Source organism: Streptomyces sp. NPDC041108 (assembly GCF_055592645.1).
The window spans coordinates 951924-973565 of the sequence record NZ_JBVIYK010000001.1; the positions used below are offsets into that span (position 1 = coordinate 951924).

Here is a 21642-nt window from a genome sequence, read left to right on the forward strand (position 1 = left end):
CTTGAACCCGCGTGGCGGAGGTGCCTGGGGCGGGCCTTTGCGAGCGGATTCGCAGGACTGATGGGTGGCACCGTGGACGCCGGGTGCCGATCGCACGCCATGGAGCGCTTGTTACCGCGCTACCATCGCGCAGCCCAGTCGTTGCTTATGGTGTGAACAATTCAACCCGAGCGTCCGCAGGCGCCCTTCTGCGTCTCCATGACGTCCGTAAGGCTTATGGCCGGCGCCCGGTACTGCGCGGGGTGAGCCTGGACGTGCCGCGGGGCTGTCTGCTGGGCATCGTCGGCGCGAACGGCGCCGGCAAGAGCACGCTGATGCGCATCTTGGCGGGTCAGGCCGCGGGCGACAGCGGGACGGTCCAGTGCCGAGGGCGGATCGGGTACTGCCCGCAGAACACCGTGCTGCACCCGGCCTTCACGGTCGCTGAGCACGTGCGGTCCTTCCAGGTCGCCTACCGGCTCGAAAGCTGTGCGCGCGTGTGGGAGCTGCTGGAGGAGCTGGGCTTCGACGAGAACCCTCGCAGCCGCATGCACACGCTCAGCGGCGGAACGCGGCAGAAGCTGAACCTGGCCCTGGGTTTGATGCACGACCCTGAGGTGCTGCTCCTGGATGAGCCGTATCAAGGCTTCGACTGGGAGACCTACCTGCGGTTCTGGGACATCGCCCAGGGACTGCGGGAGCGGGGCCGTGCGGTCGTGGTCGTCTCCCACCTCGCCTACGACCGCGAGCGCCTGGATGTGCTGCACCGGCTCCAGGACGGCGTTCTGGCCGCCGACCACAGCAGCGCCGCGGGAAGGGTCGCATGAGCCGATGGCAGTCTCCGGTCACCGCAGTGCGCGACGACGCCTCCGGTTCGATGTCCGCGCTGCCGCGGCCTGCCCGCTCCGTGGGCTCCGGCGCAGGCCGGCTGGACTTGGACCGGATCGTTCGCAGCATCGAGGAGGTGCTGACCGTGTTCGTGGCCGACAAGGTCAGCGGCAGCCGTGCCGAGGAGCCTGGTCTGGAAGCGCTGCTTGATGCGGTGGGTGACTTCATCTCCGCGCCGGGCAAGCGCATCCGGCCCTTGATGTGCGTGCTGGGCTGGTACGCGGCCGGAGGCACAAGCCCCGTACCGCCGGTCTCGGTCCTGCGGGTGGCTGCCTGCCTGGAGATTTTCCACGCGTTCGCGCTCATGCACGACGACGTCATGGACGGCAGCGACCGACGTCGGGGCCGGCCGTCCCTGCACCGGACCCTGGCGGCGCACCACCCGAGCCATCCCAGGGCTGACCGGCTGGGCGTGAACGCGGCCATCCTCGCCGGCGACCTGGTGCTGGTGTGGTCCGATGAACTCCTCACCAGCACGCCCATGACTCCCGAGCAGATCAAGGCCGTGCTGCCGGTGGTCTACCGCATGCGCCGCGAAATCGTCACCGGCCAGTACCTGGACTTGGTGACCACAGGCCGCCCCACCGACTCCCTGAGCACCGCCTTGCGCATCGCCCGGTACAAGACCGCCCAGTACACCGTGGAAGGCCCGCTGCAGATCGGCGCCGCGCTCGCCGGCGCGGATCAGTCGCTCCTGCACGTGCTCAGCACCATCGCCTTGCCGTTGGGTGAGGCGTTCCAGCTGCGCGATGACCTGCTGGGCACCTTCGGCGACCCCCGCCGTACGGGCAAGCCCACCCTGGACGACCTCCGCGAAGGCAAACACACCGCCCTGCTCGCCTGCGCTCTGCGCCGGGCGGACCCGGCCGGTCAGAAACTGCTTCTCCGCACGGTCGGCGCTGCGGATCTGGACGCCCGTACGGCAGCCCGCATCCAGGGGCTGCTGGAGGAGTGCGGCGCACGCCAAGCGGTGGAGGACCTCATCCAAGAGCGCCACCACCAGGCCCTGGAACGCCTGAACCACGCCCACCTGCCTGCCACGGCGGCGTTCGCGCTGCGCGACCTGATCCAGGCCGTGCACAGCCGAACCGCATGACAGGCGCGCTCTCGCAGTGACCCTGTCCTGTCACCCGTGCGCACCCCTGGGGCCAGAGCCGGCCTCCCACCGAATTCGTGGAGTGAAAGTGTCAACGACCCAGCACACCCCTGGCCACCTGCACTGGTCGCAGGACGGCGTCCCGACCGCCGCCCGACGCGGCGTCACCGGGCGTGCCGCATGAGGTGGTGGGGGCGGTGTCTGGGGACAGCGGTGCGCCACGCTGCGCTGGAGCAGGCCCGCAACCGGCTCGCGCTGGTCCTGGTGCTCTTCTTCGTTCCCCTGTGGCTGACGCTCGCCTACCAGGTCCTGCCCAGCGACCCGGTCCGGTTCTTCCTGCGCGCGGTCGATCAGCCCGTGGCCCTGGGCGCCAACACGGTCAGCCAGCTCTCCGGTGGGCTGCACTCCCTCGCGCTGATCGTCGGGTTCATGATGTTCCTCGCTGCCAGCCGCTCCGCGGAATTCGACCACCGCATGGTGCTCGCCGGCTACCCGCGCATCTGCCTGCTGCTGGCTCGCAGCACCGTACTGCTCCTCACCGCGGCACTGACCGCCTCGTATGCCACGGCATGGGTGTGCTTCTTCTACCAGCCTGAGCGCCTGGACGTCATGGCTGCGGCGTTCATGGTGGGAGCCCTGACGTACGGGGGCGTCGGGATCCTCCTGGCGGCGCTGCTGCGCAGTGAGCTGGCGGGGATGTTTGCCGTCATCATGCTGAGCTTCATCGATCTGACGCTGCAGAATCCCGTCGCCAACCCTTCTGCGGACAGTCCGCTGCTGAAGTGGCTGCCCGCCTACGGGGCGATGCAGTCCGCCGTGTCTGCGGTCGACCTCACCCACACCCCCTGGCGGCACCTGTTGCTCGGCCTGTGCTGGTCGGCAGGACTGACCGCCGCCGGCCTGGCCGCTTTCACCGCCCGCACCAGCCGGCGCACCATCACACAGAGACTCCTGGGCGGGCGCGCCATCAGGCCCCGCGCCCTCCGGATCGCCCTGCGTCTACTGCACCCGGTCCGCACGTACGTCTACCGCCGAGCCGGTATCCACGACACCACGGTCATCACCGGCTACGAGATCTGCCGCCGTCTGATGCACCGGTCGGGTCCGGTGGAAGCAGCTCTCACCAAGCTCCTGCCCGGCCGGCTGCGACCGTTGTTCTGGGCCATGTACGGATACGGCCGGCACCTCGACGACCTCTCCGACACCCAGCACCTCGACCGGCAGGAACGAGTCGAACGCGTCAGCCGATTCAGCGAACTACTGGAGGCCGATCTGCGGGCAGGCCACAGCGAAGACCCCCTGCGCGCGGCCTTGGTGCACGCCGTATGGACCTGGGACCTGCCCGGCGACGGAGTAACGGCAGCCAACGCCGTATACCGCCAGGACGCCAAAGGCCAGAGCGCCCTCACCACCTGGGACGACTGGTACACCTACTGGCACACCCTCACCTTCCCATTCGGCGTGAGGCGCCTGATGGCCCTGCTCACCACCCCTGGCTTGGCCTTCACGCCCGACGACGCCCAGGCACTACGCGTGTGGACGGACGCGCTCAACCTCATCGACGTGCTGCGCGACCTACGGGAAGACGCCGCGGAGGGCTTCGTCAAGCTGCCCGCCGCCGTGCTCGACGAGTACGACGTCAGCCCTGAGGACCTCGCCCGCGGCCGGGCGGACGGCCGGTATGCCGACATGGTCCATGCCATGACCGCCCAGGCCCGCCAGTGGCTGGCTCAGGCCGCGACCGCCGGCGCCCAGCACCCACCCATGGCCGCAGCCCTGCAAACCGTCATCGACCTGCACCTGCTCGAACTGGACCGTATCGACCGCAAACCCCACGCATTGCTGCAGCGCCGCTCCCGGGCCAACCCGGTCCGCTTCCGCCTTACGCTGGCCCGCGGCCGACTCCGCACGGCCAGGGCCTGGCACCGCCACACCCGGACCGCTGCCACCACTACTGCCACCATCCACCTGCCGCACCCTCCCGCAGGCGACCACGACACAGCACGCACGACCCCTCCGCTACCACCGGTGCCCCACGCCGGCGGTGTCCGGCCGCCCCAACTGCCCGCCCACCTGATCCCCCAACACGTGGCGCTCATCATGGACGGCAACGGACGATGGGCCACCCACCGAGGCCTGCCGCGCACCGCCGGCCACAAAGCCGGCCAGCTCGCGGTGCGGGACGTCATCTACGGCGCCCTCGAAATCGGCCTGCCCCACCTCAGCCTGTACTCCCTGTCCTCGGAGAACTGGGCACGCCCCGCCGCTGAGATCCAGGCCATCCTGCGCCTGGTCCAGGACGGCCTCGTCATGGAAACCGAGGAAGTCTGGCGACGCGACGTCCAGCTGCGCTGGTCCGGCCTCCCCGAAGGACTGCCACCGGACCTGGTGCACGCACTGCGCCAGACCGAGCACCTCACACGCCACCGCACCGGCCTGACCGTGAACATGTGCATCAACTACGGCGGCCACAGCGAAATCACCCAAGCCGCACGCGAACTCGCCCGTCAAGCGGCCGCGGGGACCATCCAGCCCGACGACATCACCCCCCGCCACCTCGCCGCCCACCTCCACCACCCCGACCTGCCGGACGTGGATCTGCTCATCCGCACCGGCGGCGAACAGCGCACCTCGAACTTCCTGCCCTGGCAGTCGACCTACGCCGAACTCGTCTTCCTCGACACCCTGTGGCCGGACACCGACCGCACCCACCTGTGGCAGGCCATCGACACCTACACCCGCCGTGACCGTCGCTTCGGCACCACCCCTTCCTCACCCACCAACCGCGACGAACAAGCATTCACCAGGTGATCTTGTGTGAGGACAGGGTGGAGGTGGGTGAGGTGGCGGCGGATGCCGCAGTACCCACGGGGCTCGGCTTCGCGGGGCCCTGCGCGGGGAACAGCGGCTCCTGCCCGCGGCGCGTGTGCAGAGCCGGCCGCCGCTCGTCGTCGTCCGGGACCTCGCTGTCGCCGACCGCGATCGCCTCGAAGGGACCGCGCTTGCCGGTCGGCAGCGAAATGACCAGCCGGGTGAACTGCCGGGAGTCGGGGCGGGCTTCATCGAGGAGAGGTAAGGGTGGCAGCTGCGGCACCAGCAGCGTCTCTCGTCAGCGGTGTCGCGTCCCAGGTCCCGTTGGTTCCTTGCCGGGGCCGGCCGAGTCCGAGGCGGTGCGGACGGTCAACCTGTTGACGACGCCGACCACACCGTCCACGCGATACGTCAGCCGGATCACGAGCGGAATGTCTTCGCTGTGCTCCAGCGGACCTTCCAGCGTGGCCATGCCGTCGCGGACCGCCACGGTCACGCCGTGGTCCGGCCGGCCGAGGACGTGGGTGAGAACCGAGTCTTGGACCTCCTGGCGGATCTCGTCGTCCGTGCGCAGGAAGACGCGCAGCAGGTCGCGCCGGGTGGCGATGCCGATCAGCCGGTCCTCCTCGTCCACGACCGGGAGGCGTTCGACCCCGTGACGCTCCATGACACGCGCGGCATCCGCGATCCGTTGCTCCGGATGCACGGTCACCGCGGGCGTGGACATCAGTTCCTGCGCCGTGACCGTACGGTCGTGCGGGGACCGGGCCGCCTGGCGGCGGACCAGATCGCTCTCCGAGATCACTCCGAGGACCTTGTCGTCCTCGTCCACCACGGGCAGCCCACTGATCCGATGCCGGTCCAGCAGCCGTACGACGTCCTTGAACGACGTCTCCCGGTGTGCCTCGACGACCTCACGGGTCATCACCTCACCGACGATGCGCCTCATGCGACCCACCTCCTGGTCACCTGCTGTCACTCGTCCCCGACTCGGGGAGCGCGGCCCGTCCGGCCTCCAGACGTGCGACCGGCACGCGGAACGGCGAGCAGGAGACGTAGTCCAGTCCGGCCGCGTGGAAGAAGTGGACGGAGTCGGGGTCCCCGCCGTGCTCGCCGCAGACGCCGATCTTCAGGCCGGGACGCGCGGCGCGGCCCTCGTCCACCGCGATGCGGACCAGCCGGCCGACACCGTCGCGGTCGAGGGTCTCGAAGGGGGAGGTGGCGAAGATGCCCTTGTCCAGGTAGGCGGAGAAGAAGGCCGCCTCGACGTCGTCGCGGGAGAAGCCCCAGGTGGTCTGGGTGAGGTCGTTGGTGCCGAAGGAGAAGAACTCTGCCTCCTCGGCGATCCGGCCGGCCGTGAGCGCGGCCCGGGGCAGCTCGATCATGGTGCCCACCGGGCAGTGCACGGGGACGCCGGACTCCTCGGAGACCTCGGCCAGGACGCGTTCCACCTCGGCCCGCTCGATGCGCAGTTCCTCGACGGCGCCGACCAGCGGCACCATGACCTCCGCCCTGGGGGAGCCACCGGCCCTCGTGCGTGCCACGACCGCCTCGGCGATCGCTCGCACCTGCATCGCGACCAGTCCCGGCACGACCAGGCCGAGCCGCACTCCGCGCAGGCCGAGCATCGGGTTCTCCTCGTGCATGCGGTCGACCGCGTCGAGGAGTTCGGTGTCGTGCGGGGCGGGTTCGGTGCCCTGGGCCTCGGCAGTGGCGATGCGCACGGCGAGTTCGGTGCGGTCGGGCAGGAACTCGTGCAGGGGCGGGTCGATGAGCCGGATGGTGACCGGCAGACCGTCCATCGCCTCCAGGATGCCGATGAAGTCCTGCCGCTGCAGCGGCAGCAGCGCACCCAGCGACTTCTCGCGCTCGGTCTCGTCGCGGGCCAGGATCATCGCCTCGACCAGCTTGCGGCGCTCGCCGAGGAACATGTGCTCGGTGCGGCACAGCCCGACGCCCCGCGCGCCGAACCGCCGGGCACGGGCGGCGTCCTCGGGGGTGTCGGCGTTCGCCCGCACCTCCAGCCGGCGGGCGCCGTCCGCTCGTTCCATGGCGCGGGCCACGGCCTCGACCAGACCGGCGGACCGCTCGCCCGTCTCGAACCAGCGCATCACCGCGGAGTCGACGAGCGGAGCGGCGCCCAGGTACACGGACCCCTCGGAGCCGTCGACGGAGACGACCGTGCCCTCCTCGACGACGAGGTCGCCCACCGTGAAGCGCCGCGCCGCGGTGTCCACGGTGAGTGCATCGGCGCCGCACACGCACACCGTGCCCATGCCGCGGGCGACCACGGCGGCGTGGCTGGTCTTGCCGCCGCGGCTAGTCAGCACGGCCTGTGCGGCGATCATGCCCGGCAGGTCGTCGGGGGTGGTCTCCTGGCGGACCAGGACGACCTTCTCACCCGCGGCGGCCCGGCGGACGGCTTCGGCGGAGTCGAACACCGCCGCACCCACGGCCGCACCCGGCGAGGCCGGAAGCCCGTGCGCGAGCGGCTCGCCGACGGCCGAGGTGTCGAACCGGGGGAACATCAGCCGGGCCAGGCCGTCCCCGCTGACCCGGGCCAGGCCCTCGTCGGGGGTGATCAGGCCCTCGTCGGCCAGCTCGGCGGCGATGGCGAACGCGGCCTCGGCGGTGCGCTTGCCCACCCTGGTCTGGAGCATCCACAGCCGGCCGCGCTCGATGGTGAACTCGATGTCGCACAGATCGCGGTAGTGGGTCTCCAACGTCCGCAGATGGCTGAGCAGTTGCCCGTACGAGACCGGATCCAGCTCCTCCAGTGCGGTGAGCGGGACGGTGTTGCGGATGCCGGCGACGACGTCCTCGCCCTGCGCGTTCGCCAGGTAGTCGCCGTACAGGCCGGGCCGCCCCGTGGCCGGGTCGCGGGTGAAGGCGACTCCGCTGCCGGAGTCGGACCCGAGATTGCCGAACACCATGGTCTGCACGTTCACCGCGGTGCCCAGGTCGTCCGGGATGTGCTCGCGGCGGCGGTACAGCCGGGCGCGCTCGCCGTTCCAGGACTCGAAGACGGCCAGGACGGCCCGGCTCAGCTGCTCGCCCGGGGACTGCGGGAAGTCCTCGCCGGTCTCCGCGCGGATCAGGTCCTTGTACGTCCCGACGAGACCGGCCAGGTCCGCCGCGTTCAGACCCAGGTCGTTCGTCGTCGCCCGGGATCGCTTGAGGCCGGCCATGGCGTTCTCGAACAAGGAGCCGTCGACGCCCATGACCGTACTGCCGAACATCTGCACGAGTCGACGGTAGGAGTCCCAGGCGAAGCGTTCGTTCCCGGACACTTTCGCCAGCCCGAGCACGGAGTCGTCGTTGAGACCGATGTCGAGGATCGTCTCCATCATGCCGGGCATGGAGAACCGTCCCCCGGAGCGGACGGACAGCAGCAGCGGGTCGTCGGGCTGACCCAGCCGCCGTTCCGCGGCCTGCTCCAGGACGGTGAGGTGTCCGGAGATCTCGCGGGCCAGGGTGTCCGGCTCGGTGCCGGTGGCCAGGAAGGCCCGGCATGCCTCGGTGGTCACGGTGAAGCCCGGCGGGACGGGCAGGCCCAGCCGGGTCATCTCGGCCAGGTTCGCGCCCTTGCCGCCGAGCAGTTCGGCCTGGTCACGGCCGCCTTCTGCGAAGTCGTACACGTAACGGACCATGACGCCGGTCTCCTCCGATGGGCTTCGGGCTGGTACCTCTCCAGCGTCCGGCCGCCGGGACCGGAAGGGGCAGGTGCCGTCGGTCCCCTCCATGGGGCCGGTCGGCCCAGGCGGGTCCGTCCCCTCGGGGCCCCACGCGCAGGAGGCGGCGCTACCGGCCGGGCCCGCCGTCGGGTGATCGTGAGGCACCGGGACGAGCCCCGGCACTCACCCGGATCCGCTTCTGCGGCAGGCGGCTTACCATTACCGTGACACATGATCGGACCGGTGCGTGTCCGTGTGTCGCGGGGACCTGGAGGAGTACCGGTGGCAAGCCCCGAGGAAGCCCGTGTACGGCTGCCGCAGCTCAGGCTGGACGAGCTGTTGGAGGAACTCCAGGCCCGCCTGGACGCGGCCCGCGGCACCCGCGACCGCGTGCACAGCCTCCTCGAGGCGGTCCTGTCGGTAGGCCGGGAGCTGGACCTGGAGCAGGCCCTGCTCAGCATCGTGGAGGCAGCCGCGGTGCTGGTAGACGCGGAGTACGCGGCGCTCGGCGTGATCGGCCCGGACGGCAGGCGACTGTCGGCCTTCCACACGGTCGGGGTCAGCGAGGAGCAGATCGCCCGCATCGGCCCGTATCCGGAGGGCCACGGCATCCTCGGCGAGCTGATCCGCCATCCCGAGCCGCTGCGCCTGGCGAAGATCTCCGAGCACCCGAACTCCTACGGCTTCCCGGCACACCACCCGCCGATGAACACCTTCCTCGGCGTCCCGATCCGGGTACGGGAGCAGATCTTCGGAAACCTGTACCTGACCGAGAAACGGGGCGGCGCCCAGTTCGACGAGGAGGACGTCTCGGTCACTCTGACGCTCGCCGTCGCGGCCGGCGTCGCGATCGACAACGCCCGGCTGTACGAGGAGTCCCGGCTGCGGGAACGCTGGCTGCAGGCGAACGCGGACATCACCCACAGCCTGATGTCGGGCAGTGACCGCACCGAGGTCCTCGCCCTGATCGCGGAACGGGCCGGCGAGATCACCGGATCCGCCCTGACGGCGGTCGCACTGCCCATGGAGGACACCCGAACGCTCGCCGTGGAGATCGCCGTCGGGACGGACGCCGAGGCACACCGGGGCCTCGTACTGCCGATGGACAGCAGTCTGATGGGGCTGGCCTTCTCCGGTGCCGCCCCGGTCTCCAGCACGGACGTCGGCCAGGACGAACGGATCTCCCTGGAACCTCCGCGGTTCGGCGGACTCGGCCCTGCCGTGGCCGTGCCCATCGGCGTGGGCGAGGGGGGTTCGCGAGGCGTGGTCCTGCTGGCGCGCAAGGCCGGTCAGCCGGTGTTCTCGGCGGCGGAGACCGAGGCCCTGCAGGCCTTCGCCGCGCAGGCCGCCGTCGCGATGGAGCTGGCGGAGCGCCGCCAGGACGCCGAGGAGGTCGCGGTGCTCAAGGACCGCGACCGGATCGCGCGGGACCTGCACGATCTGGCGATCCAGCGGCTCTTCGCCACCGGCATGACGCTGCAGAGCGCCGGACGCTTCATCGAGCACGAGGAGGCATCCGAACGCGTGGTGCGCGCGGTGGACGACCTGGACGAGACCATCAAGATCATCAGATCCACGATCTTCGGCCTGCGCACCCGAGAGGGCGTGCGGGAGGCCGGGCTGCGGGCGCGTGCCGTACGGGTGGTCGGGGAGGCCGCGCCGGTCCTCGGCTTCGCCCCCAGCGTCCGGATGGAGGGTCTGCTGGACACCGACGTACCGAAGGAGATCGCCGACCACGTGATGGCGGTGCTCTCCGAGGCCCTGACCAACATCGCCCGGCATGCCCACGCGGACCGGGCCGACGTCCTCCTGGCGACGGACGGGCGGGAGGTACGCCTGTCCGTCACCGACAACGGCGTCGGCGTCCCGGAGGACGGCCGCCGCAGCGGGCTGCGCAACATGGCCGAACGCGCCGAGCAGTTGGGCGGCCGCCTGGACCTGGGCAGGCCCGAGGGCGGCGGCACCGCGCTGGTGTGGCGGGTGCCGGCGCGGAAGCAGTAGGCCCGGCGGGCGTCAGCGGTCCCCGGAGCCCAGCGCCGACTGGAGTGACTGGCGGTAGCCGTCGCTGGTGTACGTGGCTCCGGAAACCGTGTCGATGTCGGTGCTCTGGGCCGTGAGAGCTTCTCCGGTCAGCTGCGGGACGGCGTAGGCGTCTGCTGATCCCTCGGGTTGTCCTGCGGATAGGTGACCGCGGTGACGCCGGTGAGTTTCCCGTTCCTCAGGGTGACGCGGACCTGGACAGGGCCGTAGCGGGTCTGGACGGACTCGCCGGTGAGGGCCTGGGTTCCCGTCGCCACCGATCCGCTCGATCCCACCGAAGCGCTGGAACTGCTGGTCGGCGCGGGAGAGGTCGCCGGCCCGGCGACGGCCGGCGTCGTGTGCGGGTTCAGCGACAGCAGCAGCACCGTCCCGGAGACGGTCGGGGCCCCGGCCAGCACGATGCGGCGCAGCGGACGGTTCTTCTTCAACGTGGGCAAGACGGCCTCACAGGTCGAACGATTCGTGGTGGATACGGCGGTCCGGGACGCCTGCGGCGCGCAGCGCCTCGTACAGGTCCCGCGCGACACAGCTACACGTCGTGGGTGTCCAGGTCGGGCACGGCCGCGCGCAGGGAGTGCGCCGTGAGGTCCGGGCGCCGGCCGTGCGGGCCGTTGAGCGCGTAGAGCACCTCCGCCCCGCGCCACCGTGCGACGGCCTCCAGCTCGCCGCCCAGCGCGAGGTCCTCGGCCGTGCGGGCGCGGCGGAGCTTCCTCATGCTGTTGTCGAGCCGTCGGAGTGCAACTCACGTGCCACGTGAGTACGAGGTCATGTGCTCACCTGGCGTCCTCGGCTCCGGCCATGTCGTACTCGTCGATGTCGAGTTCGGCTCCGGTGGCGCCGCGCGAAACCGGCCCCTGCACTTCCCCGAAGGGTCCCGCGCCCTGCTCCGCCACCGTCACCGCCGCCTCGGCCAGGCTTGTGCCGCCGCCCGCGCGGGCGGCCGGCGCGGCGCGCTGTACCCCTGGCAGAGCGGCAGCGACGGGCGAGGAGGCGCGGCGACGACAAGCACGGACGACAAGCACGGACGACAAGCACGTCCGGCGACGCATGAGGCTGCCCTCGCGCCCCTCTCGCGTCATGAGGACTCCCGCCCAAGTGACTCCGCCAGCCGGTCGACCTCCGAGGCGGGTCGCGGTCCGCTCCCCGGGGCGGCTGGGACGATGCGCACATGACATCCGGGACACAAGCTGACAAGACCTCGGCGAAGGTGCGAATCGTCCTGCTGACACTCGCGGCCGGTCAGTTCCTGATGGCGCTGGACAGCTCGGTCATGAACGTCTCGATCGCGACGGTGGCCGAAGACGTGGGCACGACGGTGACGGGTGTCCAGGGCGCCATCACGGCCTACACCCTGGTGATGGCGATGTTCATGATCCCCGGCGGCAAGGTGGGGGCGCTGATCGGCCGCAGACGCGCGTTCATGATCGGCTGCGTCGTCTACGGCTGCGGCTCCTTCACCACGGCGCTCGCACCGAACCTGACGGTGCTGCTGATCGGCTGGTCGTTCCTCGAAGGAGTCGGGGCGGCGCTCATCATGCCCGCGATCGTGGCGCTCGTGGCCGGCAACTTCGTCACTGAGCGCCGCCCCGCGGCCTATGGTCTCGTCGCGGCCGCGGGGGCCGTGGCGATCGCGGTCGGGCCGCTCATCGGGGGCGTCGCGACGACGTACTTCTCCTGGCGGTGGGTCTTCGCCGGCGAGGTCCTGGTCGTGCTCGGCATCCTGGTGCTCGCCCGCCGTATCGCCGACGCGCCGGTCGGCGAAGGCGCTCGCATCGATCTCGTCGGCGCCGTGCTGTCCGCGCTCGGGCTCGGATCCTTCGTCTACGGCGTGCTCCGCTCCGACGAATGGGGCTGGTTCCAGCCGAAGCCGGACGCGCCCTCATGGCTAGGGATCTCGCTGGTCGTGTGGCTGATGCTCGCCGGTCTCGTGCTGATCTGGCTCTTCCTGCACTGGGAGGCCCGCATGGTGGGGCGGCGCAGGGAACCACTCGTCGAGCCGGCCCTGCTGGAGAACAAGCAGCTCACCGGCGGACTGACGATGTTCTTCTTCCAGTACCTCGTTCAGATGGGCGTCTTCTTCGTCGTACCGCTCTATCTGTCGGTCGCCCTGGGCCTGTCCGCGCTCAAGACCGGTGCCCGCCTCCTGCCGCTGTCCGTGACCCTGCTGGCGGCCGCCGTCCTGATCCCCCGTTACCTCCCGAAGGTCTCGCCCCGGCGAGTGGTGCGGCTCGGGGTTCTCGCGTTGTTCGCGGGCGCGGTGGTCCTGATGGCCGCGCTCGACACGGACGCCGGTGCGGAGATCGTCACCATCCCCCTGCTGTTGATCGGGCTGGGCATGGGCGCGCTGGCCTCCCAGCTCGGGTCGGTCACCGTGTCCGCGGTGCCGGAGTCGAAGAGCGCGGAAGTCGGCGGCGTCCAGAACTCCGTCACCAACCTGGGCGCCTCGATCGGTACGGCGCTCGCCGGGTCGATCCTGATCGCCGCGATGACGACGTCCTTCCTCACCAGCGTGGAGCAGAATCCGGATGTCCCCGCCGAGGTCAAGAGCCGGGCGACCGTCGAACTCGAAAGCGGCGTACCGTTTCTGTCGGACGCCGACCTGGAGTCCGCGCTCGACGAAGCGGGCACGAGCGAGACGGTGACTCAGGCGGCACTCGACGCGAACGAGGACGCCAGGATCGACGGCCTGCGCGCCGCGGTCGCCATCCTCGCCTTCGCCGCGCTCATCGCCATGTTCTTCACCTCACGGATCCCGACGACCCAGCCAGGTTCGACGAAGCCGTAGCCGCGGGGCGGCTGGATCCAAGCTGTCCTGGTCCCACCGTTCCCACGGACGGGAGCGGCGCGGAGCGCCCGGAAGGGCCGACGGCGAGGGCTGGGCCGTCCTTGGGCTGCCGAGGCCCTGGCGGTCCGAACCTTCCGGGCCGTCCGACCAGCGCACGTACGGAGGCGTTCCGTCCTCGTGATGGAGTCCGACGATCTCGCCGTCGCGCTTGGCGGCGCCGGTCGTCGTGCGTTCGACGACGAGCTGGTCGCCCAGGTGAGCTCGCATGACGTCCGCCCTCTCCTCGGAATGGTGCTGTGTGCAACGTGCCACGCACGGCGGGCGCCCGCACGGGACCGACCGGCCTGGGAGGCTGCCGCGCCTCGCTCCCGCACGGCCGTCGACCGTCTCGGCCGGAGATCCCGACGCGCCGAGCCCTGCCCTTGTCGGTCTTGGGGACCTTCGCCGTGAGCACTCCGCTGTTCGGATCCGCGCTGATGTGCTCGGTGTCGGAGAACGGCGGGAGAATCGTGCGGTGGCCGAACTGGCCGATGCGACGGGTCTGCCGGCGGACCGACCCGGTGTGTTCCTGCCGGCAAGGGGTGCCCATGGCCCGGCCACGCCGAACCAGGGGAAGCCGCCATCGGGTAAGGCGGCGTGCATGAGCTGGTCCACCCCGCCACGCGGGTCCGCCAGCTCCCGCAGGGCTGCCGGAAGCCCACCTCTGCCGTGTCGTGCGGGACGTGTCATGGCTGATCCCTCCTCGACCTTCCGCTTCGGGGGTCGCTGTGACGCCGTCCCTCACATGCGCCACCCGGCGACCTCCCGGCCGTGTGGCCGCGGTGCGCCGCTGCCCTCGATGTCACGCTCGGCGATCCTCAGCAGCTGCCCGGCCAGGTCTTTCAGGGCCCGGCCCGCTGCCAGTTCGTCCCCGATCTCCGGCACGTTCGCGTCCGCCGGATGGCAGTGCGCGGTCCCGTGGCCGATGTGTTCCGTGGCGCCGGTGTCCAGGACCAGATGTGCCTTCGTCGTTCCCGCGTCGTCCTCGAACAGTTGAAGACGAACCGTCCATTCCAACGTGTGCGGCATCGCTCTCCTCCTCACCTCGGTACGGACCCGTGCGATCCTGCTGGGGCTCGCTCCGGGGCGTGGCGCCCGGAGCCGGCCCGCGTCCGGTCCTCGATGCGTTGCCGGACGCGGGCCGTGAGTGCGCTCAGCCGCTGGGAGGTCGTCGCCCGGGGCGCGAGGGGCGCTCGGATCCGGCGGGCGGCCGAGGGCAGCTCTCCCAGGTCCGCGGCGAGTCTCTCCCGGCACTCGTCGAGCGTGGGCCTTCCGCCGGTGCGCCGCCCGTTCAGCATCACCGTCTCCAGCAGCGGAACACCGCCGTCGAGGGGCCGCTCGTCGGCGAGAGCGATCACGTCGGCGCAGCCGGGGCGGCGGAACACCTGCTTGCGGCCGGGTGCCGTCACCTTCGCCGACGACAGCTTCATCACCGGGCGGCCGTCGAACTCGACCAGCTTGTACGCCGAGTCCAGGTACGGCGCGTCGGCCGACACGCCGACGCGGGTGCCCACGGCGTACGTGTCGATCGGTGCTCCGGAGCGGACGAGGTCGTCGACGGAGTACTCGTCGAGACCGCCGCTGGCGACGATCCGCACGTCCGGCATGCTCGCGTCGTCGAGGATCGAGCGGGTCCGTGTCGCCAGATCGCCGAGGTCGCCGCTGTCCAGCCGTACGGCGGAGCCGGGCCCACGGTCCAGGTCCCGCAGCACGCGTGCTGCCACGCGGACGCCTTCCTCCGTGTCGTACGTGTCCACCAGCAGGGTCACCGGGCCGGGGTGGGACCGGGCGAAGGCGCGGAACGCGTCCTCCTCCGAGGCGAACGCCTCCACGAAGGAGTGCGCCATCGTACCGACGGCGGGGATGCCCTCAGCGGTGGCCGCCGCCACGTTGCTGGTCCCGGCGAAGCCGACCATCGCACCGAGACGAGCGGCTTGGAACCCCGCCTGCGGACCGTGGGTGCGCCGCAGGGAGAAGTCGACGACCGGGTGACCGGCCGCCGCGAGCACGCAGCGTGCGGCCTTCGAAGCGATCGCCGTGCGATGGCTGAGCAGGTTGAGCACATACGACTCGACCAACTGCGCCTGCGGAAGAGGCCCGGTCACCTCCAGCAGCGGCTCACCCGCGAACACGATCCGCCCCTCCGGCACCGCCCGGACCTGCCCGCTGAACGTCAGGCCGAGGAGAGGCTCCAGGTCTCCTGGCGGCCGGTGCAGCGCCGAGGCGAAGGCGTCGACATCCACGGGCCCGACACGGAAGTCGGCCAGGTAGTCGAGTGCCGACCCGAGCCCCGCCGCCACCAGGAAGCCGCGTTCAGGGGGCAGGTCGCGGACGAAGAGGCTGAACGTCGCCGGGCCGGTCATCCCCTCCCGCAGGTAAGACATGGCCATCGTGACTTCGTAGAGATCGGTGGTCGTCGCATCCGACATCGGTCTCACCTCCTGGGCTTCCGTCCTGCCTGCCGGTCGTCACCGGCGGAAGCGCGCGGACCACTGCGGTTCCACCAGGTCCCACTCGGCGTCCCACTGCGCGTACCTTCTCCGGTCCAGGACCAGGCGCATGCCCGCCCAGGCCGCACAGGACCCGGCGGCCACGCCGAACGCCGCCATACCGCCCACCATCCAGCCACTGGTCGTCGCGTTGAGAGTGCTCGTCGGCGGACTGGTGACGGTTCCCTCCCGAGTCACCCACACACGCACGGTGGCGCCTTCGGCAGTTCCCGGCTTCACGAGGGCCGTTCCCGTGCGCACGGCACCGTTGGCGTCGGTCCAGCGGACCTGCACCGGTCGCTTCGCCCACTCGTCGTCGCTCTTGACGCCCGCTGTCAGCCGGGCGGTGACCTGGTGCCGTTGCGCCGCCTGGGCTCGCACGGTGCGCATCGACGCCTCGTACGCCGTCAGTCCCGCGCCGACCGCGGCCACCGGCAGCCCGAGGACGAGAACGACCATCAGCACGCGGCGGAACCAGCATTCGAACCTGTCCGACGTACGTCTCAGGGCGTTCGCGCCCTTGGACTCGTGATCGCCGCGCCTGGGCGGCGGACCGGATGCGTACGGCGAACCTTGTGCGCTCATGAGTCGGCCTCCAGCAACTCGCAGGCCGCGCCACCGCCTGCTCCCACCGTCGACCGGCAGCGGGTTCGGGGCACAGGGCCGAACGTCCCTGTCGGGCCGACTTTCGGCCCGGGTCCACCGGTTGCCGACCTGGTCCGTGTCCGCAGCACGTGGTCATGTCGGTCATATCCGGGGTACGACCGCGACGGGACACGGGGCGTGATGCAGGAGTGCGTGATTGATCAGGCCCAGCTGCAGGCCCTGGTGCCCCTGGCGTCTGCGTGCGCCGACGACCAGCAGGTCCGCCTCCGACGCCGCGTCCAGCAGCGCTCGGCGGGCCGGGCCCTCGATCACCCTGTTGCTCACCCGGGCGTCGCGATACCGCTTCGCAAGGCCGTGCAGGGCGTCGTCGAGGACCTGGGACGGCGGGCGCCGATGCGCCTCCATGGCGTACCACGACGGAGCCGGCCGCGTGGTCAGAGCCCTGGATGACGGATTCCAGGCGTGCACCGCCGTCAGTCGGCAGCCGCGCACATGAGCCTCCCGGAACGCGAACTGCAAGGCCGTGCCGCTGCCCTCCCCCTCCTCGACACCGACGACGATGTTCCCGAACCGCCCGGCTCTGTGCTCCGCGGCACCGCGCACCACGACGACCGGGCAGTCCGCCCGTGCGGCCACGGCCAGGCCGACCGTGCCCAGGAGCATGTCGGCGAGGTCTCCGAGCCCTCTGGCCCCGAGCACCACCGCGAAGGCGTCGCGTCCCTTGTCGAGGAGGACGGCGGCCGCGTCCTCGTGCAGCACCTCGCTCGACAACTGCACCGTGGGTGCTCTTTCCCTGGCGCGTTCCGAGGCGGCATTGATCACGTCGGACGGCTCGCGATCACCGGCCGCCGCATGCACGAGGTGGAGCGACACGCTGTGCCGGACCGCCTCGTCGGCGGCCCAGTCCACCGCCTCCAGACTCGCTTCGGACCCGTCGACGCCGACCACCAGGGGAATCGCCACCGCACCTGTCTCCTCTCGTGGCCGGTGCCGCGGGCCCGGCCTCCCCCTCCACGGCTCCACATGCGCCGGGACGGGGATCGGGGTACTCGTCGAAGGAGGGAAGCACCGCGCTCGGCCTGTCGGTGACATCCGGAGCATGCACGCCATCGGACTCGTCCACCGTCGTCATCCGCCGTCGTATCCAGCTTCGTACGAGACGGAGGCCGCCGCCATGCAGCCAGTCGCGGCCGTGGGCCTCGACGGTTCACCCGAGAGCGTCGCTGCCGCCCGCTGGGCCGCCGACGAGGCCGACAGGCGCAGGCTCACGCTGCGCCTGCTGCACGCGTGGCCCTCGCTCGCGCCGGAACCCGCCCACGCCCCCTTCGAGGTCGATCAGAACTACGGGGCGAAGCGTCTCGTGCACACCGCACGGGCCGAACTGCAAGCCCGCCACCCGGGGCCTGACCGCCGTCGGGAGTCTGGTGGCCTACGACGCCCAGGGCGCTCTGCTCCAGGCGGCGTCGGAATCCGAGATGATCGTGCTCGGCTCACGGGGGCTGGAGTCCGTCGTGAGCTACTTCCTGGGCGACGTCAGCAGGCCGGTCGTGGCCCGGGCGGAGCGGCCGGTGGTACTGGTCCGCGCCGAAACCCGGGTTGTTCGTAAGCACTTCTTTGGGCTCCACTGCACGGACCGGAAGTGGCTCCATGACGTAAGAAGTTGATCTGGCTCCACTTCGGGCGGAGCCGTGGAAGTCACCGGAGACGGCCTGGCTTCTGCCGCCTTCAACTCGAACACGGGTTCCCTGGGGTCGGATGCTCATTGATACGGTCCCGTCATGGCTGAAGTGCAGGGATCACCGAACGGCCCGGTCACCGCGGCCGATGTCGAACATGCCGTCCGTTTGGCGCTCGCCGCTCTGCGCGGGGCGAACGCGCCGGACTGGAGTGTCAAGGCCGGATCCCTGGAGTGGGACTGTTGGGAGACTGTCGAGCACCTGGCCGACGACCTGTTCTCCTACGCCGTCCAACTGAGCCCGGCGAACCCGCCGCTGGACACCCACGTGCCGTTCGCGTGGAGCCGCAAGAGGCCGGGCGGCCCCGCGAATGCTGTCTTCGCAGACCGCGAGGCTGGCCCAGCCGGTCTGCTGCAAGTACTGGATGCCAGCGGCGCCTTGCTGACCGCAATCGTCCGCACGACGCCACCCACGGTCCGGGCACATCACATCTTCGGCCCTGCCGACCCCGAAGGCTTCGCCGCGATGGGCATCGTCGAGACCCTGGTGCACACCCACGACGTCGCCGAGGGCCTGGGCCTGGACTGGACGCCGCCCGCAGACCTATGCGGCCGCGTGCTGGACCGGCTCTTCCCCGACGCCCCGACCGATACCGACCGGTGGCCAACCCTCCTTTGGGCCCCCGGCCGCGCGGAACTTCCCGGCCGGGCGCGCCTTACCAAGTGGCGCTGGTACGGCACACCCCGCGCTGACAGCAGGCTGTAGAAGACCGCCAGCCCGGCCGGGTGCCCGGCGAGATCCACCCCATCCGTCAGCAACGAGGCCCGCGCAGTAAGTTCGTTCTTTATCTACCAACCCGGCAGGGGCACAAGATCTCCGCGGATACGGTGGGCGACCTCCCGCGAGAGGAGGGCTTCAGCCTGCAGAGCAACGCCAAGACCCTGGAAGGCAAGCAGCACCCGACCGGGACGCACAGTTCCACCACCTCGACGAACAGGCCCGCGACCACCAGGACGGCCAGGCTCCGGTGATCAGCGTGGACACCAAGAAGAAGGAACCGGTCGGCCCGTTCAAGAACAACGGTCGTGCGGCTGCTGACCACCGCCGACGCCGGCGGCTCCAACGGCTATCGCATCCGCACCTGGAAGACTGAACCCGCCCGGTTCGCTGCCGAGGCCCACCTGGCGGTCACCGTCTGCCACCTGCCTCCCGCCACTTCGAAGTGGAACCGGATCGAGCACCGGCTGTTCTCCCACATCACCCTGAACATTCCTGAGCGCGCACGGGACCGGGCAATACCCCTGCCGTCAGACGGAAGCCCGCCGCCCGCGGCTTTGCCCGCAGGAGGGCCGCCCGCCCGCCGCTGTTCGCCCGGCGGACCTCCCCGTGTCACACCCGCGCCACGGACCCTTCCCCGGCGTTGGTTCCTCTTGGACCATTCCTTGCGCGCAGGTCACATCCGACGCACCACGTCAGGACAAGAGGTCATCCACCCATGCCTGAAGTCAACCGGCGGCGATTCCTCCAGGTAGCGGGCGCCACGACGGCGTTCAGCGCCCTGTCGGCCAGCATCCAGCGGGCCGCGGCGCTGCCCGCGCACCACCGTTCCGGCACGATCGAGGACGTCGAGCACATCGTCGTCCTCATGCAGGAGAACCGGTCCTTCGACCACTACTTCGGCGCCCTCAGGGGCGTACGGGGCTTCGGCGACCCGCACCCGGTGACGCTGGACAACGGCCGGAGCGTGTGGCACCAGTCGGACGGCACGAAGGACGTCCTGCCGTTCCGCCCCGACGCCGACGACCTCGGCATGCAGTTCCTGGAGGGTCTGCCGCACAGCTGGCCGGACGGCCACGCCGCCTACAACGGGGGCAGGTACGACAGGTGGGTCCCGGCCAAGGGCACCACGACGATGGCGTACCTGACCCGCGAGGACATCCCGTTCCACTACGCCCTCGCCGACACCTTCACCGTCTGCGACGCCTACCACTGCTCGTTCATCGGCTCGACCGACCCCAACCGCTACTACATGTGGACGGGTCACACGGGAAACGACGGCAAGGGCGGCGGCCCCGTCCTCGGCAACGACGAACTCGGCTACGACTGGACCACCTACCCCGAGCGCCTCGAAGCGGCCGGGGTCTCCTGGAAGATCTACCAGGACATCGGCGACGGCCTGGACGCGGCCGGCTCCTGGGGCTGGATCGCGGACGCCTACCGGGGCAACTACGGCGACAACTCCCTGCTCTACTTCAACAAGTACCGCAGCGCCGAGCCCGGGGACCCCTGGTACGACAAGGCCCGCACCGGCACGAACGCGAAGGCCGGCGACGGCTACTTCGACCGGCTGAGGGCCGACGTGAAGGCGGGCAAGCTCCCGCAGATCTCCTGGATCGCCGCACCCGAGGCGTTCTCCGAGCACTCCAACTGGCCCTCGAACTACGGCGCCTGGTACATCTCCCAGGTCCTCGACGCGCTGACCTCCGACCCGGCGGTCTGGGCGAGGACGGCCCTGTTCATCACCTATGACGAGAACGACGGCTTCTTCGACCACCTCGTTCCGCCGCTGCCGCCGCGCGACGCCTCCCGCGGAAAGTCCACGGTGGACGTGGGCCCGGACCTCTACCCGGGTGACGCCGGCCGTGTCGCCGGCCCCTACGGGCTCGGTCCGCGTGTGCCGATGCTGGTCGTCTCCCCCTGGAGCAAGGGCGGTTACGTCTGCTCCGAGACCCTCGACCACACCTCGATCCTGCGGTTCATGGAGCGCCGGTTCGGGGTCGAGGAGCCGAACATCTCGCCCTGGCGGCGGGCGATCTGCGGTGACCTGACCGCCGCGTTCGACTTCTCCCGCAAGGACAGCCGGCCCGCCGCGCTGCCGGACACCGACGCGTACGAGCCGCAGGACCGCGAACGGCACCCCGACTACCGGCCCGTCGTGCCCGACGACCCCAGCATGCCGAGGCAGGAGCGCGGGGTGCGCCCGGCCCGGCCGCTGAAGTACGCGCCCCGCGTGGACGCCGCGGCCGATCCCCGGGCCGGGACCCTCACCCTGACGTTCGCCTCCGGCGGCAGGGCCGGCGCGGCCTTCCACGTCACCTCCGGGAACCGTACGGACGGGCCGTGGACGTACACCACCGGGGCGGGCAGGGCCCTCTCGGACACCTGGGACTGCGCGCACTCCGGCGGCGCGTACGACCTCACCGTGCACGGCCCGAACGGCTTCCTGCGGGTCTTCCAGGGACCGGGCAGGACGGGCAAGGCCCGTCCGGAGGTGACCGCGCGGCACACCGGCGACGACGTGGAGCTGACGTTCACCAACAAGGGCGCCGACGCGGTGACCCTGAAGGTCGCGAGCGCCTACGGCGGCCGGTCCCGCACGGTCCGGGTGCGGCCCGGGGCGACCGTCCGCGAGGTCGTCGGCCTGCGGTCGAGCCACCGCTGGTACGACCTGACCGTCACCGCCGGCGAGGGCTTCCTGCGGAGGTTCGCCGGGCACGTGGAGAACGGGCGGGCGGGGGTGAGCGATCCGGCGCTGGGCCGGCGGTAGGGCATCGGGCCG

The 21642-nt window shown here is 70.9% G+C and carries 15 protein-coding genes and 7 pseudogenes; 11 read left to right on the forward strand and 11 right to left on the reverse strand.

What is annotated here, in order from left to right:
• The first annotated feature begins 233 nt into the window (after nt 1–233).
• The 3 genes from ACZ6BB_RS04005 (at nt 234) to uppS (ending at nt 4774) form a co-directional block, all read left to right on the forward strand.
• Entirely contained in the window at nt 234–806 is a 573-nt protein-coding gene (locus ACZ6BB_RS04005; protein ID WP_471614117.1) for an ATP-binding cassette domain-containing protein, read from the forward strand.
• On the forward strand, nt 803–1963 hold the full coding sequence (locus ACZ6BB_RS04010) for a polyprenyl synthetase family protein (RefSeq protein WP_471613736.1): 1161 nt from the start codon (nt 803–805) through the stop codon (nt 1961–1963). Before ACZ6BB_RS04005 ends, ACZ6BB_RS04010 begins: the two co-directional genes overlap by 4 nt.
• 213 nt (nt 1964–2176) lie before the next feature.
• Nucleotides 2177–4774, forward strand: a complete 2598-nt coding sequence (uppS, locus tag ACZ6BB_RS04015) for a polyprenyl diphosphate synthase (RefSeq protein WP_471613737.1) — start codon at nt 2177–2179, stop codon at nt 4772–4774.
• Here uppS and ACZ6BB_RS04020 read toward each other — a convergent pair.
• From ACZ6BB_RS04020 to ppdK, 3 genes are read right to left on the reverse strand one after another with little or no spacing between them, the layout of a single operon-like run.
• A complete protein-coding gene (locus ACZ6BB_RS04020; protein WP_471613738.1) occupies nt 4764–5057 on the reverse strand; it encodes a hypothetical protein in 294 nt (97 codons plus the stop codon). The genes uppS and ACZ6BB_RS04020 overlap by 11 nt on opposite strands.
• Before the next feature lie 15 nt (nt 5058–5072).
• Nucleotides 5073–5723: a CBS domain-containing protein gene (locus ACZ6BB_RS04025; RefSeq protein ID WP_471613739.1), complete on the reverse strand. Its 651-nt coding sequence runs from the start codon at nt 5721–5723 to the stop codon at nt 5073–5075.
• Between the two features lie 16 nt (nt 5724–5739).
• A complete protein-coding gene (gene ppdK, locus ACZ6BB_RS04030; protein WP_471613740.1) occupies nt 5740–8424 on the reverse strand; it encodes a pyruvate, phosphate dikinase in 2685 nt (894 codons plus the stop codon).
• 306 nt (nt 8425–8730) lie between these two features.
• Here ppdK and ACZ6BB_RS04035 point away from each other — a divergent pair, with 306 nt between their 5' ends.
• Entirely contained in the window at nt 8731–10449 is a 1719-nt protein-coding gene (locus tag ACZ6BB_RS04035; protein ID WP_471613741.1) for a GAF domain-containing sensor histidine kinase, read from the forward strand.
• Between the two features lie 12 nt (nt 10450–10461).
• Here the strand turns inward: ACZ6BB_RS04035 and ACZ6BB_RS04040 are convergent.
• Together ACZ6BB_RS04040 and ACZ6BB_RS04045 are read right to left on the reverse strand one after the other, a co-directional pair.
• Nucleotides 10462–10925 (reverse strand): annotated as a pseudogene (locus ACZ6BB_RS04040) (FMN-binding protein).
• Between the two features lie 7 nt (nt 10926–10932).
• Nucleotides 10933–11194 (reverse strand): annotated as a pseudogene (locus tag ACZ6BB_RS04045) (ferric reductase); the annotation flags it as partial.
• A gap of 148 nt (nt 11195–11342) precedes the next feature.
• Here ACZ6BB_RS04045 and ACZ6BB_RS04050 point away from each other — a divergent pair.
• Both ACZ6BB_RS04050 and ACZ6BB_RS04055 read left to right on the forward strand, forming a co-directional pair.
• A pseudogene (locus ACZ6BB_RS04050) lies at nt 11343–11516 on the forward strand (hypothetical protein); the annotation flags it as partial.
• Between the two features lie 140 nt (nt 11517–11656).
• Nucleotides 11657–13273 (forward strand): MFS transporter, encoded by a 1617-nt coding sequence (locus ACZ6BB_RS04055; protein WP_471613742.1) that lies wholly within the window; start codon nt 11657–11659, stop codon nt 13271–13273.
• Here the strand turns inward: ACZ6BB_RS04055 and ACZ6BB_RS04060 are convergent.
• The 6 genes and pseudogenes from ACZ6BB_RS04060 to ACZ6BB_RS04085 form a co-directional block, all read right to left on the reverse strand.
• Complete coding sequence (locus tag ACZ6BB_RS04060; protein ID WP_471613743.1) at nt 13232–13540, reverse strand: DUF1918 domain-containing protein; 309 nt, start codon at nt 13538–13540, stop codon at nt 13232–13234. The genes ACZ6BB_RS04055 and ACZ6BB_RS04060 overlap by 42 nt on opposite strands.
• Nucleotides 13541–13730: 190 nt before the next feature.
• Nucleotides 13731–13862: pseudogene (locus ACZ6BB_RS04065) on the reverse strand (hypothetical protein); the annotation flags it as partial.
• 191 nt (nt 13863–14053) lie between these two features.
• Nucleotides 14054–14341, reverse strand: a complete 288-nt coding sequence (locus ACZ6BB_RS04070; RefSeq protein WP_471613744.1) for a DUF1876 domain-containing protein — start codon at nt 14339–14341, stop codon at nt 14054–14056.
• A gap of 11 nt (nt 14342–14352) precedes the next feature.
• Complete coding sequence (locus ACZ6BB_RS04075; RefSeq protein WP_471613745.1) at nt 14353–15741, reverse strand: nicotinate phosphoribosyltransferase; 1389 nt, start codon at nt 15739–15741, stop codon at nt 14353–14355.
• Between the two features lie 39 nt (nt 15742–15780).
• Nucleotides 15781–16386, reverse strand: a complete 606-nt coding sequence (locus ACZ6BB_RS04080; RefSeq protein ID WP_471613746.1) for an Rv1733c family protein — start codon at nt 16384–16386, stop codon at nt 15781–15783.
• A 162-nt stretch (nt 16387–16548) separates the two neighbouring features.
• Nucleotides 16549–17370 (reverse strand): universal stress protein, encoded by an 822-nt coding sequence (locus ACZ6BB_RS04085; RefSeq protein WP_471613747.1) that lies wholly within the window; start codon nt 17368–17370, stop codon nt 16549–16551.
• A gap of 211 nt (nt 17371–17581) precedes the next feature.
• Here ACZ6BB_RS04085 and ACZ6BB_RS04090 point away from each other — a divergent pair.
• The 5 genes and pseudogenes from ACZ6BB_RS04090 to ACZ6BB_RS04110 all read left to right on the forward strand — a co-directional run.
• Nucleotides 17582–17996, forward strand: a pseudogene (locus ACZ6BB_RS04090) (universal stress protein); the annotation flags it as partial.
• 189 nt (nt 17997–18185) lie between these two features.
• The gene (locus ACZ6BB_RS04095) at nt 18186–18848 is read left to right on the forward strand and encodes a hypothetical protein (RefSeq protein WP_471613748.1); all 663 of its coding nucleotides are present in this window, start codon (nt 18186–18188) and stop codon (nt 18846–18848) included.
• A gap of 20 nt (nt 18849–18868) precedes the next feature.
• A pseudogene (locus ACZ6BB_RS04100) lies at nt 18869–19236 on the forward strand (ISAzo13-like element transposase-related protein).
• Nucleotides 19160–19615, forward strand: a pseudogene (locus ACZ6BB_RS04105) (ISAzo13-like element transposase-related protein); the annotation flags it as partial. The pseudogenes ACZ6BB_RS04100 and ACZ6BB_RS04105, both read left to right, overlap by 77 nt.
• Nucleotides 19579–21630, forward strand: a complete 2052-nt coding sequence (locus ACZ6BB_RS04110; protein ID WP_471613749.1) for a phosphocholine-specific phospholipase C — start codon at nt 19579–19581, stop codon at nt 21628–21630. The pseudogene ACZ6BB_RS04105 and the gene ACZ6BB_RS04110, both read left to right, overlap by 37 nt.
• Nucleotides 21631–21642: the final 12 nt, after the last annotated feature.

Coding starts and splice junctions, on each gene's coding strand:
- ACZ6BB_RS04010 (WP_471613736.1), top strand. CDS start 803: ATGAGCCGATGGCAGTCTCCGGTCACCGCAGTGCGCGACGACGCCTCC.
- ACZ6BB_RS04025 (WP_471613739.1), bottom strand. CDS start 5,723: ATGAGGCGCATCGTCGGTGAGGTGATGACCCGTGAGGTCGTCGAGGCA.
- ppdK (WP_471613740.1), bottom strand. CDS start 8,424: ATGGTCCGTTACGTGTACGACTTCGCAGAAGGCGGCCGTGACCAGGCC.
- ACZ6BB_RS04055 (WP_471613742.1), top strand. CDS start 11,657: ATGACATCCGGGACACAAGCTGACAAGACCTCGGCGAAGGTGCGAATC.
- ACZ6BB_RS04060 (WP_471613743.1), bottom strand. CDS start 13,540: ATGCGAGCTCACCTGGGCGACCAGCTCGTCGTCGAACGCACGACGACC.
- ACZ6BB_RS04070 (WP_471613744.1), bottom strand. CDS start 14,341: ATGCCGCACACGTTGGAATGGACGGTTCGTCTTCAACTGTTCGAGGAC.
- ACZ6BB_RS04075 (WP_471613745.1), bottom strand. CDS start 15,741: ATGTCGGATGCGACGACCACCGATCTCTACGAAGTCACGATGGCCATG.
- ACZ6BB_RS04080 (WP_471613746.1), bottom strand. CDS start 16,386: ATGAGCGCACAAGGTTCGCCGTACGCATCCGGTCCGCCGCCCAGGCGC.
- ACZ6BB_RS04095 (WP_471613748.1), top strand. CDS start 18,186: ATGGCTGAAGTGCAGGGATCACCGAACGGCCCGGTCACCGCGGCCGAT.
- ACZ6BB_RS04110 (WP_471613749.1), top strand. CDS start 19,579: ATGCCTGAAGTCAACCGGCGGCGATTCCTCCAGGTAGCGGGCGCCACG.